Below are 13,354 nucleotides of genomic sequence, written 5' to 3' on the forward strand. Positions count from 1 at the left end.
ATAAACGCCAAATATCCAGTCAGGATAAATAGCAAACTCATCAGTAAAGCGATAATTTTTGGTGCCTTTTTGATATCGAAAAACATCTATGCATGCTTCCTTTTAAAAATAAACCAATAGCAAGAAAATCCGAGAATAATAATTAAACCAATGAGCCCTGGAACAATATATGCTTTGATGGAGGCCTTTTGGATCTCATCCTTTTTTAAAAGTGGTTCGTTTTCACTGATTACCTCTTTTGCAGGCACTAGGGTCTCTGTTTCAGTTGCTTGGTCACTGGGCTCAACAGTTTCAGAGGTTTCTGTTGCATTAGTGCTCTCAGGAAGCTGTACGGTAAATGGAACATCGCCTTCAAGCTGATGGCCATCTGTTCCGATTATTTTCCATTGAATAGTATAATCACCATTTGGAAGCTCCTCTTCCAACGTTCCCAGCAGCTGGTTTTCTTTAAGGGCCAGCTCAGAAAGCGGAAGGGCTTTTCCATTGCTATCAATTAGGATAAAAGAACTTGTCTGCTCTAAAACCGTTTCAAAAGATAGGGTGATATTCTTTAAGGGTTCATTTAAGACTTCGCCATTTTTAGGGGTTGAGTCTGCCAAATGGGAGTGAGCAAAGACCTGTGATCCTAATAGAAAAAATAACAGCGTAGAAATTAGAGTGATTTTATTTAACATCATTTTCAACTCCATTATATTGTTTATTAGCTGTTATCCATTTTATCACCCTTAATCCTTTTTTATATCCCAATAACAATAATGTTCACAATACGTTCAAAAGTTGCGAGTCGAAAACCTTGATACTAAATAAGAAAATATTAAATCCTTGATATAAATCAATTGTTTTTCTGGAAAATAGCTGTAAACTCAAGAAAATGCAACCTGGAAAGGAATATCAATCATAAAGGAGAGAGTAAATTATGCATAACTTTCAAATAGAGGGAAAAAGAGCCGTCATAGATATTCGCGAGCGAGTCCTAAAAGGTGAACATCCACGACGGGAAATTTTAAATTTTGTCAAATCTGCACCAGTTGGTACGGTCATTGAGGTTCATTTACCACATCGGGGCGAACCATTGGTAGCCAATTTTCAAGCATTAGGAATGAATGCGATTGTTAACGAAATTGAACCTGGCCATTTCCGATTGATGGCTATAAAATTAGACGAAATTTAAGTGATACCAGATATCTCTTTTAATTGGTCCAACTCTAGAATCTGTATTTGTCGCTGACCATCCATCCTAATGAGTTGTTGCGAAATAAACGACAAGAGCTTCCTGCTCACCGATTCTGGGGTTGTCCCAATATAACTAGCTAAATCCTTTTTTGTAAAAGGTAAGGTGAATTTTCCATTTTGTGCTTTCATCTTTTCATGAAAAAGAATAAGAGCCCTTGCCAACCGCTGTTCCACCTCCATTAAGCCTAAAAAACTAACGGATTCATCAGCTTCGTATAAACGGTCATTCATAGCAAGTAAAAAACGAAAGGACATTTCTGCGTTGCTTTCCATTGTCTTTAGAAAATCCTTTTTTTCAATAGAACATATGACGGTTTTTCCGATTGTTTCAGCATTTACATTTTGTCTTTCATCTCTCAATAATGAAATTAAACCAAAAAAATCTCCTGGAAACAGCAAACGAACAATTTGTTCCTTTCCTTCTGCTGACGTTTTGGTTAATTTTATAAGCCCCTCATTGACAACAAATAATGTTTCAGACTGTTCCCCTTCTCTGAATATAAAAGTTCTCTTTGGATAACTTCTGCTGTGAGTTACGTTCCGTATTTGTTGGATATCACCCTCATGTAGCCCTTTAAATACGGGAACAGTGGTAATGCAGGAGGATTCATAAGTGCAATGTTCACAACAATCCATAATCTGACCCACTCCCTAACATACTGATTTACTATATTTTAACTGCTAAATAAAGAATTGGCAGTGATGTGCATCAATTCAAAGTCAAATTCTTGATGTATGTCAATGTTAATGAGAACGATTCCCAATATAATAAAAGAAGGTTCTTTTCGTAATGATTGTTGTAAAAACCCAAAAGCCGGTTTTTACGTTTAAAAGCTATTTGGTTCATCGAAAAGAGTGTTAAAGAAAAACAAGAGGTGATTTTTTCGTGAGTGCGACTTGTTTGATAGTATATGCGAGTATGACTGGGAATACAGAGGAAATTGCTAATTTAGTTGGTGAGGGAATAGAGCAAAGTCAAGTAACAGTTGAAATAAAAGATATATTAGAGGTAGATGTCACAGATCTCCTAGATTATGATGGCATCCTATTAGGTGCCTATACATGGGGAGACGGAGAACTTCCAGATGAATTTCTTGATTTTTACGACGAAATGGAAAGCTTAAATTTAGAATCTAAAGTAGCTGCTGCGATTGGATCTTGCGATTCTTCCTACGAACATCGGGGCGGTGCTGTTGATATATTATCAGAAAAATTATTAGAATTAGGTGCAGATGTCGTTCTTAATGGTCTGAAAATTGATTATGCTCCAAAGGGTCCTGAATGTATCCAGTACGGCCAATCCTTTGCGGGAAAATTAGTGAAAGTGGGGGAGTTAGTATGAGTATGATTGAAATGGCATTAAACGATGTGGCCTGTTCCAGTTGTCTAGGAAAAATAAAAAAAGGTATCAAACGTCATCGTGGGATAGAAAAAGTAAGTATTTTATCCGGAAGCGGAAAAATTTCAATCAATTATAATGAAGACATCATTCAATTAGAAGAAATAAACCGAACCGTTTATAAATTAACAACCCGTACATTTGACTAATAAAATTTCCTCCCAGTCAAATAATAATAAAAACTGGGGGGATTATTTTTGGAACAAAATCAGGATAGTAAGTTTGAAGGTTCATTTCTACCAATGACATCCATTGGTAGCGGGGGTGGAATTGAAGTAACGCCAGATATATTCAGTTATACCAATCAAATTGTAAACCTCATCTTAGTAGGTAATTCAAATGAATTTGTTTTGATTGATACAGGAATGCCAAAAGCTGCTGGGGAGATAAAAGAGATGATTGCTGAACGAATGGGTGAGAATGCTCGTCCGAACGCGATTGTGTTAACACATGGTCATTTTGATCACGTTGGTTCCCTAGTTGAGCTGTTAGAAGATTGGCGTGTACCGGTTTATGCACATGAGTTGGAACTTCCCTATTTAAAGGGGGAAAAGGACTATCCACCAGGTGATCCTGAAGTGGATTCAGGTCTTGTTGCGAAAATGTCTACCATGTTCCCTAATCATGGAATTAATATCGGAGATCAAGTAAAGATGTTACCAAAAGACGGCACTATGCCATTTATGCCTGGCTGGAAGTGGCTTCATACACCGGGGCATACACCAGGACATGTGTCATTCTTTCGCGAACAGGATCGCACACTCCTTGCTGGTGATGCCTTTGTTACAGTAAAGCAAGAATCACTATATAAAGTATTGACGCAAACAGTGGAAATTAGCGGCCCGCCGAGATATTTTACAACGGATTGGGAACAAGCGTATGAATCTGTTAGAAAGCTGGAGGCACTAAAGCCTGAAATTGCAGTGACCGGCCATGGGCTTCCTATGAGTGGTAAAGAACTGTCCGAGAATCTTGCATTTTTAGCAAAAAATTTCACAGAAGTCGCCAAGCCGAAAAGTAGTCGATATGTAAATTAAATTACTAAGCCATTCCTGATTTTAGGAGTGGTTTTTTCTGGTTTTCCTGCCTATATTTTGATGGACACAGAATATTGAATAGGTTAGTATCAAAGGCGTGATGGATATAATATATACAAATGAGATAGAAAAAAGGAGTTCACTATGTTAAATACACTAAAGCCCTTTTTACAAGATGCATGGGTTAAATCAGGGTTTCAAAATACTACCTTAATTCAAGAGGCTGCAATCCCTGTAATCCTCGAAGGAAAAGATTTAATAGCCGAATCACCAACAGGTACAGGCAAAACACTTGCTTATTTATTGCCCCTTTTAAATAAAATAGATCCAACATCCCAATCGCTGCAGGCTGTGGTGCTCGCTTCTTCGCAGGAGCTTGTTATGCAGGTATATCAAGAGTTTCAGAAGTGGTCTGAAGGCAGTGGAATTAGAGGTACGTCAATTATTGGCGGCGCAAACGTAAAGCGACAGCTAGAAAAATTAAAAAAACGGCCACACATGATTTTCGCTACTCCTGGCCGTTTAATGGAATTAATAAAGCAAAAGAAAGTGAAAATGCATGAAGTAAAAATGGTTGTTTTGGATGAGGGAGACCAACTGCTGATTCCCGAACATCTTACTACCGTTAAAGATATTGTTAAATCAACTTTGGGCGACCGCCAAGTTTCTTTATTTTCAGCAACCATGAAGGCTGGAACGGAAAACCTGGCTAAGGAAATTACAAACGAGCCTGAAGTTCTAAGAATTGAAAGAGATGAAGCGGCTTCTTCCGGAGAAGTAGAACATATCTATTTCGTTTGTGAGCCTCGCGATAAGATAAAGCTTCTTGAAAAAATTGTACGCTTAGAACACATTAAAGCACTAGCATTTATCAATGATATCGGCGAAATCCAAATTTTTAATGAAAAGTTTCAATTTAAAGAGTTATCAACAGGAATACTACATAGTGATATGAAGAAGCTCGAAAGACAATCGGAACTTAAGGCATTCCGCGATGGAAAACTAAAGATGCTAATTGCTACTGACGTGGCAGCAAGAGGACTTGATATACAAGGTGTTACCCATGTGGTCCAGATTGACCTGCCAAAGGATATTGATCAATATGTGCACAGGGCTGGACGAACAGGAAGAATGGGCGCGAATGGTATCGTGATCTCGATTGTTACTGAAAGGGAAGAAAGAGAATTGAAAGGTTATTGCCGCCAGTTAAATGTCCCGCTTGCAAAGAGAATTTTTTATAAAGGGCAAATTGCTGAAATGGAGCAAAAACCTCGACGCTGATAAGAGGCAGTGGGTGTATCCCGCTGTTTTTTTGTATACTAGTTGATGTATTTACATAAAATCTCAATTTTTGATAAATAAATTAACGCTATCCTTGAGGTAAATAGCTTTGAACAATTAACAATGTCCCGTAAAGCACCAGTTCTAGCATAGAATAAGTTGATGTGTTTTCACTCATACTATTTATGTATTTCTCTAAAAAGGAGATGATAGTGTGGGAAGAACGAAACTAGGCAATGCCAATGCCCAGCGTAATAATAATCGTAAAAAAGGGATGAAAACAAGCGCTGAACTTGTTGAATTTACAACTGGTGAAGATTTAAAACGTAACCGGCCTAACGATAAATAAACGAAAACGCCTCCTTTTTTAAAAGGGGGCGTTCTTGTTATTTAGGAATTTATATTTCAGCAAGATCAACCTTCGGATAGGTTTGTCAGTGCCTTTTTGGCTGGACCTTCGATGACATCCCCGCCATAGGAGAAACGGGAACCATGACACGGACAGTCCCATGATTTTTCGGCATGATTCCATTCACATTCACAGCCTAGATGGGTACAGGTAGTGTCAACAATGTACATCTTACCGTTTTTATCTTTATAAGCACCCGCCCGTTTTCCGTTATACAATACAACCGCCCCTTCTCCATCCTTTAACTCCTCCAGATCCTTTGCAGGAATCTCCAATTTCCCTTTAATTAAGTGTTTTGCTACGTCCGCGTTAAAGGTAACAACGTTTGCCAAATCAGGGTCTTCATGAAAACGAGAAGGTGAATAAAGTTCCATATATGGATTATCGCGATTCATTATATAGTCTGTCAGTATGTGGCCAGCAAGAATACCTGTTGTCATCCCCCATTTCTTATAGCCCGTGGCGACCAATATATTTTCGTTTCCTTCAGTAAGGCGGCCAATATATGGAACATAATCTAACGTTTCTAAATCTTGAGCAGACCATCGATAACTATAATCAGATTCGCCAAACACATCTCTAGCGAAGGATTCGAGCGCTTTATAATGATTGACCGTATCTACTCCCTGGCCCGTTTTATGATTTTCGCCACCCAAAATGAGGAGGTTTTCCCCATCCACAGGTGTATAGCGAATGGAGCGTGTTGGATTATCTGCACTGATATACATACCGCCTGGGTATGGTTTATTCGTCTTTATCCCAATGACATATGATCTTGATGCATACATCCGCGCAAAATAAAGCCCAGGTTTATCATAAAAAGGAAAATGGGAGGCCTGTACTACTTGCTTACAGGTAACCCTATGGCTGTCCTTCGTTACTACCTTTTGTTGAACATCCTCTTTCTCAATATCATCAGCAACAGTATTTTCAAAAACTAAGCAACCGGCACTAATGGCCTCATTTAGAAGCCCTTTTAAAAATTTTAGCGGATGGAACTGTGCCTGATTTCTCATCAAAATGGCTGCTTTGATTTGAAGATCAAAAGGGATGTTGCCGACTACTTCCCCATCAATACCCAATTTCTGATAAGCGGACATTTCCGTTTCGACTTTTTGGGCATATTCATCGGTAACAGCGTAAACATAGGCATCCTGCTTACTGAAATCACAGTCAATTCCATTTTCATTCACAGTTTTTTCAACGAATTGAATAGCCGAAGAATGCGATTCATAATAAAGCTTAGCCTTATCCTCTCCAAAATGGTTTATTAATTCATCATACTTTAATCCATGCTGTGCTGAAAGTTTAGCCGTAGTATGGCCGGTCGTCCCATTTAAAACGCCGCCTGCTTCAATAATTGCTACCTTTAAACCTTCCTTTGATAGTAAATAGGCTGCGGTGATTCCTGTGATTCCGGCACCAACAATTACTACATCCACAGTGAGATCTTCTTGTAATTTATCGAAGCTTGGCAATTCAATTTCACGCCAGTAGGTTTTTGGGAATTTGTTGTTTCCTTCTGTTGTACTCATTTGTGTTCCCTCCAGGTTTTATAGTCACATGATTAATTTTTCCAACTTTACAAAAATCATGTGAGTTTGGAAAATGATAATTAAAATCAGATGAAAATATAAATTGACGAAATAAACTTGTATTGTTACTTTTTAAAGATAATAACTATTTTGTAAATGAAGAAGAGGGTGTTAGTATGGAGAACCATTTTGAAACAGAAGTACTGCATGGTGTGAAAAAGAGCGAGAGGAAAATAGCAAGCAAGGTAACACCTATTTATCAAACCTCTGCCTTTGCCTTTAAGGACTTGGATGAGTTAGAGGGATTTTATCAGGGCAATGGCCAGTACTTATATTCACGGGTGGGAAATCCCAATACTGATGAGTTAGCTGATGCGGTTGCAAAGCTTGAAGGTGCCCCGGCAGGCGTGAGTGCTTCCTCAGGGATGTCGGCAATTTTAGCAGGAGTTTTGGCGGTGGTGAAAAATGGGGATCACATTATTGCAGCAGATGATTTATACGGCGGCAGCTTCCATATGCTCAAAGAGGAATTAAACAATTTCGGGATTGAAACTACCTTTATCTCCTTTAAGAATCTAATAACTGTTGAACAGGAAATAAAAGGTAATACCAAGCTTTTGTATACTGAATCAATAACCAATCCTTTATTAAGAGTGGAAGATCTCGAGGGTGTGGTTAAGCTTGCCAGAAAGCATCAATTGGTAACGCTTGTTGATAATACCTTTGCCACTCCGTATCATTGTAAGCCTTATCCAATGGGTGTCGACTTAGTTGTTCATAGTGCGACAAAATATATAGGGGGGCATAGTGATGTTACAGCGGGAGTCGTAACGGGCAGAGCCGACCTTGTAGACAATGCTCGTAGAAAAGTTGTTAATCTTGGGGCAAATGTCAGTCCGTTTGAAGCATGGTTAACGTGCCGAGGCTTAAAAACACTTGCTTTGAGGATGAAAGAGCAATCAAGTAATGCAAGGAGATTAGCGGAAGCTTTTAGTAAGAATAGCTCAGTCGAAAAAGTGTATTATCCCTTTGAGCAGGATAGGAATGGCTATGGTGCAATGGTTACCATTGAACTTTCAAAAAAGGTAGATGTTAATCAGTTTTTCCGTTCATTAGGATGGGTGAAGCTTGCACCAACACTTGCTGGGGTGGAAACAACTGTTTCCCATCCCTTGACAACATCACACCGTGCCTTACCCCAGGAAGCAAATGAAGCATTGGGGATTACGAAAGAGGTTGTCAGAATATCCGTTGGCATTGAACATACGGAAGATATCATTTTACAATTTGAACAAGCAATTGAAAAATCATTGATTTAAAATAGCAAAAGAACCCTGAAGGACTTTCGGGTTCTTTTCTTATGAAAAATTAAGGGTGGGTTTCATCGTTTTCAGTTTTTATGGGATCAATTCGTTTTGAGTCATCTGAAGGGAGCGCTCCTCGTAAAAAATAAATAAATACTCCGCCAACAAGTCCAAGACAAATGATAAATCCAATCACAGTAACCCACAATATAGCCATTCCCATTCCCATTCCCCCTTTTTAAACTATATGCATTGAGGGAATTAAATACCTATTGAAACTTTATTAATCCTTTTTCTCCATTTCAGCATAATGATCAACTTTTTTTATATTTACACCCACAAAGGTTTCAAGGATGGACTGTCCTCCAGCAATCGAGAAAATTAAGATAAATACAAAGGTAACACGAGGAAAAAGTAAGTAGCTTCCTCCGAGTAAAATAGCACTCCAAATCCCTGCACACCAATAACATTTTAATAAATAACCAAACATCGATTTTGGTATTTCCTTTGTTTCTATACCGTTTGAAGTTTCTACTTTGACAGTTTTCATAAATGGCTTCCGGATAAATTCAGTAATTTTATCAAATACAATTAAATGGGTTAGCCGGTAGCTTGCCAAAATTAACATAACATAGGTAATCCATGTAAGGTCTTGCACTTTTTGTCCTCCAAAAAATTGATAGTGATATCTTTAGTCTGTCGCAAAAGTTGATAATGTTAAGCTTAAAAAATAATTAAGAACATCTGTATATTTTGAGCCTAAAATCTAAAATATATATCGGAGGAGGCGTAAAAAAATGAAAAAATCTTTTTGGTTTAGTCTAATTCTTTTGTTATCCCTAATGTGCATTCCAAGTGTTTCATTTGCACAGCAAATTTACACGGTCCAGCCAGGGGATACCCTTTGGAAAATTGCTGTTCGCTATCAAGTGGGAATTTCAGAAATTATCGCGGCGAACAGACAATTTAGAAATCCTAATTTGATTTACCCAGGGGATAAGGTCAACATTCCTAGCTTTGATGCGACTAAGAGCATTGAGAGTCAAGTGGTTCAATTAACAAACCAAGAACGTGCCAAGCATGGCCTAAAGGCATTGACACAGGATTGGGAACTTTCGAGGGTAGCCCGCTACAAATCAATGGATATGAGAGATAAAAATTACTTTTCTCATACTAGTCCTACCTATGGCAGCCCTTTTACAATGATGAAGAACTTTGGGATTTCCTATCGTTCGGCAGCAGAAAATATTGCTGCTGGCCAAATCACCGCACAAGAGGTTGTAAAAGCTTGGATGAATAGTCCTGGACATCGAGCCAATATTTTAAACGGTACCTATACTTATATTGGTGTTGGATACGCAAAAGGCGGATCGCAAAGACACTATTGGACACAAATGTTTATTTCTAAATAACGAAAAGGGTCAGTTTCCAAAAGGGGAACTGACCCTTTCTACGTCTTAAGACTGATATGAAAATCAAGCTCTAGCTCAATTATCTGAAGTCAAAATAAAGGGTAAGATTAAATCAAGATAAAGAAAGGAGAAAAACAAAATGAAAAAATTTGGTTTAGTTATCGCAGGCGGGATTGCAGCAATCATTTTACTATCAACAATTGGTCCCATGGTTGGATTACTTGTTGGTGTTGCCATTCTGTACTTCATCTTTAAACAGTTTTTAAAAGCTGAAACAACAGGAGGGAAAATTGGTTTCGGATTTATAGGACTTATTGTCCTAATGTCTACCATTCATAATGCACCAGCCATCATCGGTGTTGTTGCCGCCTATATTCTCTATCTAGTCTACAAGAACTGGAATAGCAACAAACGTAATACGGTAAAAGAAGAATCTGATCCATTTGTAAATTTTGAAAAGCAATGGAATGAATTAAATTAATTATCCGAGGAGAGAGAAAAAATGACAAACCTTTTTACGAGAATTAAAGAAACGATTACTGCTGATTTACACGCTGCCCTTGACCATAAAGAAAAACAAAATCCAATTATCCTTTTAAACCAATACCTTCGTCAGTGCGAGCAAGAAACAGAAAAGGTTAGATCCCTGGTGGAACGGCAATACAAGCTAAAGACTGAATTTACCAGAGAGTATCAGCAAGCAGTCGAACTAGCAGGAAAAAGAAAATACCAGGCTGAGGTGGCTTCACAGGCAGGGGAAATGGAGCTTTATCAATTTGCTACAACGGAACACGAGCAGTATGCTAACCGTGCACAGCGGATCGGTGCTTCCCTGGATGAGATTAACACGCAGCTGGGAGAACTAGAAAGAAAGTACGAGGAAATGAAGCATAAGGTAAAAGATATGCATATTCGCAGATTGGAAATAATGGGCCGTGAAAATGTGTCACGTGCGAACCATCGTATGAATCAAGTATTAGATTCTAATACTGATAAAGCTACTTCACGTTTTCAAGAAATCGAAAACTATTTAGACGGCTTAGAGCATCAAGTAAACAGTTCTTTTTACCGCAATACGATTGATGCAAGGATCGCGCAATTAGAAAAAAATGCAAAGTTAGAAGAAAGCAAGTCCATTTTGTAACGGAAACATGGTATTCTAGAAAGGCGTAGATTGTCTGCGTCTTTTGGCCATTTAATGCATCGAAAAATACACCAATAGGGAGGGTGGGCCTAATGTTTAAAAATGCAAGAGATGATTATTCTGGATGGCTAGTATTAATTGGGTTAGCAGTTCTCCTGCTTGAAATTTTATTTTTCAACAGCGGTCTAATATTCTCCCTGTTTTTTTCTGGCATGTTAATCTATTTAGGTCGGCGAAAGACTGGCCATAAAAGCGGAAAGTTCCTTTTCTTCACAGGGATTATTTTCTTATTAATTAGTGTTTTTAGTATGATGACATTTAAGTTTTTATTACTGGCTATTTTACTGCACTTTATTATTCAATACTCAAACGCAAAAAAGAAACCGCATAAACTTACACTTGAAATAAAAGAGACGGAACAAGCCCCTCGGGAGGAAACTCTTGTTGTGAGCAAGCCGCTTTTTGAAAATATAATGTTCGGGGGACAAAAAACGCCGGTTGGTGTTTATGAGTGGAATGATATTAACATCCAATCAGGAATTGGTGATACCATCATTGACCTCAGTTATACCGTACTCCCTAAAGGAGAAACGGTAATTTTTATACGCAACATCATCGGTAATATTCAAATACAAATCCCCTATGAAATAGAAGTAAGTGTGCACCACTCTTGTATCGTCGGTTCAACAACGGTATTAGAGAATCATCAATCCCAGGTATTCAATCAAGTCTTCCATCTCAAAACATCAGGCTATGACAGTGCTGAGCAAAAGGTTAAAATCTTTTCATCACTGCTTGTTGGGAATTTAGAGGTGACCAGGATATGAGCACGATCCAAAGGCAGATTGTTTGGAATATCGGCTTTTCGGTCCTCATTTCACTTGCTGTCGCTACGGCTTTTATAATGGTTTTTCCTCTTTCAAGTTTGGGGGAGTTGTGGAATCAGCATTTTATGGATATCCCGTTTGTGATTTTTATTCCATCCTTTAGCATTGTTCTTGGAATTTTATTTGGAATCATTTCAGGTGTGTTCTGGAGGCGTCAACTTTCGGATGTAGAGTATTCATTAAACCAACTAGAGCAGGGCAGACAAGCACGTCCGGAGGGAAAACTAGCAATCACAGAGATGCAAAATATTGCCGATCGAATTGATAAGATTGGTAAACAAATGTCGGAGCAAGCTAAGCTATCCCAGCGGCTTGCAACGGAAAAAGTTGCGGATCAAGAAGTAATCATCCAAGAAATTATCTCACAGGAACGTAATCGGCTTGCCCGAGAATTACATGATTCGGTTAGCCAGCAATTATTTGCCGCATCGATGATGATGTCAGCCATCAATCAAATGAGAGACCAAACAGAAGAAACCTATGAAGCGAAGCAATTAAGAATGGTTGAAGAAATGATCCATCAATCACAGCTTGAAATGAGGGCGCTGCTTCTTCATTTACGTCCAGTTGCCTTGAAAAACAAATCGCTTAAAGAAGGAATCGAAGAGCTGTTAATGGAATTATCTCAAAAGGTAACAATGGAAATTAAGTGGAAGGTAGAAAATTTTTCGCTTGATAAAGGAATCGAGGACCATCTATTTCGGATTCTTCAGGAATCTGTCTCGAACACCCTCAGACACTCTAAAGCGAACATTCTTGAAGTTCTGTTGGTAAAAAGAGAGAACCTTGTTATCTTAAGAATTGTTGATGATGGAATTGGCTTTGAAGTGGAAAGTATGAAAGCAGGTTCATACGGTATGCAAAATATGCATGAACGTGCAGTTGAAGTCGGCGGTACTTTAAAGGTGATTAGTTTGAAAAATAAAGGGACCAGGCTTGAGGTAAAGGTTCCAGTGATGATAAATGGGGATGGTGTAAATGATTAGAGTAGTGTTCGTGGATGACCATGAGATGGTTCGCATTGGCGTTTCCGCTTATTTATCTGCCCAGCCAGACATTCAAGTGGTAGGTGAGGCAGCGGATGGAAAAAAGGGAGTAGAATTAGCACTTGAACTGCGGCCTGACATCATTTTAATGGATTTAGTGATGAAAGAAATGGATGGTATCGAAGCAACTAGAAAGATAATTGAACAATGGCCTGAAGCGAAGGTTATTATTGTCACAAGCTTTTTAGACGATGAGAAGGTTTACCCGGCATTAGAAGCAGGAGCCACCAGCTATATGTTAAAAACATCAAAAGCTGGTGAAATCGCCAATGCAGTGCGTGCTACATACCACGGTCAATCTGTTCTTGAGCCTGAAGTGACAGGGAAGATGATGGTGAAAATGCGACAAAAGAATCAACATCTGCCGCATGAAGAACTCACTAATCGAGAAATGGAAATATTATTGTTAATGGCTCAGGGTAAAGCCAACCAGGAAATCGCGGATGAACTATTTATTGCCTTGAAAACCGTAAAGACGCACGTTAGCAATATTTTAAGTAAGCTGAATGTACAAGATCGTACCCAAGCAGTAATCTATGCCTTTAAACACTCATTAATAAAGTAATCACAAGATAAGGGGCTGAATAAGTCCCTTTTTTATATGGCTTAAACTTGTCTGTTGAATGGGGCACGCCCGCTAAAAAACGAAGTGCCTGGAGCACCAATC

General features: G+C 38.6%; 18 protein-coding genes. 13 read left to right on the plus strand and 5 right to left on the minus strand.

Features of this window, described 5'->3' with window-relative positions; all coding sequences use genetic code 11:
* Positions 1-86: 86 nt before the first annotated feature.
* A complete protein-coding gene (locus NSS81_RS16915; RefSeq protein WP_342429842.1) occupies positions 87-677 on the minus strand; it encodes a copper resistance CopC family protein in 591 nt (196 codons plus the stop codon).
* Between the two features lie 239 nt (positions 678-916).
* Between NSS81_RS16915 and NSS81_RS16920 the strand changes: the two genes are divergently transcribed.
* A complete protein-coding gene (locus NSS81_RS16920) occupies positions 917-1,171 on the plus strand; it encodes an amino acid decarboxylase (RefSeq protein ID WP_342429843.1) in 255 nt (84 codons plus the stop codon).
* On the opposite strand, the gene NSS81_RS16925 is transcribed toward NSS81_RS16920, so the two are convergent.
* Positions 1,168-1,869, minus strand: a complete 702-nt coding sequence (locus NSS81_RS16925) for a Crp/Fnr family transcriptional regulator (protein ID WP_342429844.1) — start codon at positions 1,867-1,869, stop codon at positions 1,168-1,170. The genes NSS81_RS16920 and NSS81_RS16925 overlap by 4 nt on opposite strands.
* A 250-nt stretch (positions 1,870-2,119) precedes the next feature.
* On the opposite strand from NSS81_RS16925, the gene NSS81_RS16930 reads away from it, so the two are divergent.
* The 5 genes from NSS81_RS16930 to NSS81_RS16950 all read left to right on the plus strand — a co-directional run bounded on the left by NSS81_RS16930 (position 2,120) and on the right by NSS81_RS16950 (position 5,299).
* A complete protein-coding gene (locus NSS81_RS16930; protein ID WP_342429845.1) occupies positions 2,120-2,575 on the plus strand; it encodes a flavodoxin in 456 nt (151 codons plus the stop codon).
* Entirely contained in the window at positions 2,572-2,781 is a 210-nt protein-coding gene (locus NSS81_RS16935) for a heavy-metal-associated domain-containing protein (protein ID WP_342429846.1), read from the plus strand. The genes NSS81_RS16930 and NSS81_RS16935 overlap by 4 nt, the downstream gene beginning before the upstream one ends.
* Before the next feature lie 93 nt (positions 2,782-2,874).
* A complete protein-coding gene (locus NSS81_RS16940; protein WP_342434057.1) occupies positions 2,875-3,669 on the plus strand; it encodes an MBL fold metallo-hydrolase in 795 nt (264 codons plus the stop codon).
* Positions 3,670-3,813: 144 nt separating this feature from the next.
* Entirely contained in the window at positions 3,814-4,950 is a 1,137-nt protein-coding gene (locus tag NSS81_RS16945; protein WP_342429847.1) for a DEAD/DEAH box helicase, read from the plus strand.
* A 214-nt stretch (positions 4,951-5,164) separates the two neighbouring features.
* On the plus strand, positions 5,165-5,299 hold the full coding sequence (locus NSS81_RS16950) for a hypothetical protein (protein ID WP_342429848.1): 135 nt from the start codon (positions 5,165-5,167) through the stop codon (positions 5,297-5,299).
* A 65-nt stretch (positions 5,300-5,364) separates the two neighbouring features.
* Here the strand turns inward: NSS81_RS16950 and NSS81_RS16955 are convergent, their stop codons facing one another.
* Positions 5,365-6,894: an FAD-dependent oxidoreductase gene (locus NSS81_RS16955; RefSeq protein ID WP_342429849.1), complete on the minus strand. Its 1,530-nt coding sequence runs from the start codon at positions 6,892-6,894 to the stop codon at positions 5,365-5,367.
* A gap of 176 nt (positions 6,895-7,070) precedes the next feature.
* On the opposite strand from NSS81_RS16955, the gene NSS81_RS16960 reads away from it, so the two are divergent.
* Complete coding sequence (locus NSS81_RS16960; RefSeq protein WP_342429850.1) at positions 7,071-8,213, plus strand: PLP-dependent aspartate aminotransferase family protein; 1,143 nt, start codon at positions 7,071-7,073, stop codon at positions 8,211-8,213.
* Positions 8,214-8,262: 49 nt separating this feature from the next.
* Here the strand turns inward: NSS81_RS16960 and NSS81_RS16965 are convergent, their stop codons facing one another.
* Both NSS81_RS16965 and NSS81_RS16970 read right to left on the minus strand, forming a co-directional pair.
* Complete coding sequence (locus NSS81_RS16965; RefSeq protein WP_342429851.1) at positions 8,263-8,421, minus strand: hypothetical protein; 159 nt, start codon at positions 8,419-8,421, stop codon at positions 8,263-8,265.
* A gap of 60 nt (positions 8,422-8,481) precedes the next feature.
* Complete coding sequence (locus NSS81_RS16970) at positions 8,482-8,856, minus strand: DUF1360 domain-containing protein (protein ID WP_342429852.1); 375 nt, start codon at positions 8,854-8,856, stop codon at positions 8,482-8,484.
* Positions 8,857-8,995: 139 nt separating this feature from the next.
* Between NSS81_RS16970 and safA the strand changes: the two genes are divergently transcribed.
* From safA to NSS81_RS17000, 6 genes are all read left to right on the plus strand, one after another.
* Entirely contained in the window at positions 8,996-9,610 is a 615-nt protein-coding gene (gene safA, locus NSS81_RS16975) for a SafA/ExsA family spore coat assembly protein (RefSeq protein WP_342429853.1), read from the plus strand.
* 139 nt (positions 9,611-9,749) lie between these two features.
* A complete protein-coding gene (locus tag NSS81_RS16980; protein WP_342429854.1) occupies positions 9,750-10,091 on the plus strand; it encodes a flagellar basal body rod protein in 342 nt (113 codons plus the stop codon).
* A 21-nt stretch (positions 10,092-10,112) separates the two neighbouring features.
* Positions 10,113-10,754: a PspA/IM30 family protein gene (locus NSS81_RS16985; protein ID WP_342429855.1), complete on the plus strand. Its 642-nt coding sequence runs from the start codon at positions 10,113-10,115 to the stop codon at positions 10,752-10,754.
* Positions 10,755-10,846: 92 nt separating this feature from the next.
* Positions 10,847-11,581 carry a cell wall-active antibiotics response protein LiaF gene (gene liaF, locus NSS81_RS16990; RefSeq protein ID WP_342429856.1) on the plus strand — a complete coding sequence of 245 codons (735 nt, stop codon included), beginning with the start codon at positions 10,847-10,849 and terminating at the stop codon, positions 11,579-11,581.
* Positions 11,578-12,627: a sensor histidine kinase gene (locus tag NSS81_RS16995; protein WP_342429857.1), complete on the plus strand. Its 1,050-nt coding sequence runs from the start codon at positions 11,578-11,580 to the stop codon at positions 12,625-12,627. The genes liaF and NSS81_RS16995 overlap by 4 nt, the downstream gene beginning before the upstream one ends.
* Positions 12,620-13,252 carry a response regulator transcription factor gene (locus tag NSS81_RS17000; RefSeq protein WP_342429858.1) on the plus strand — a complete coding sequence of 211 codons (633 nt, stop codon included), beginning with the start codon at positions 12,620-12,622 and terminating at the stop codon, positions 13,250-13,252. The genes NSS81_RS16995 and NSS81_RS17000 overlap by 8 nt, the downstream gene beginning before the upstream one ends.
* Positions 13,253-13,354 lie beyond the last annotated feature (102 nt).

The sequence above is a fragment of the Neobacillus sp. FSL H8-0543 genome, from assembly GCF_038592905.1.
In the GTDB taxonomy this organism is placed as follows: Bacteria; Bacillota; Bacilli; order Bacillales; family Cytobacillaceae; genus Neobacillus.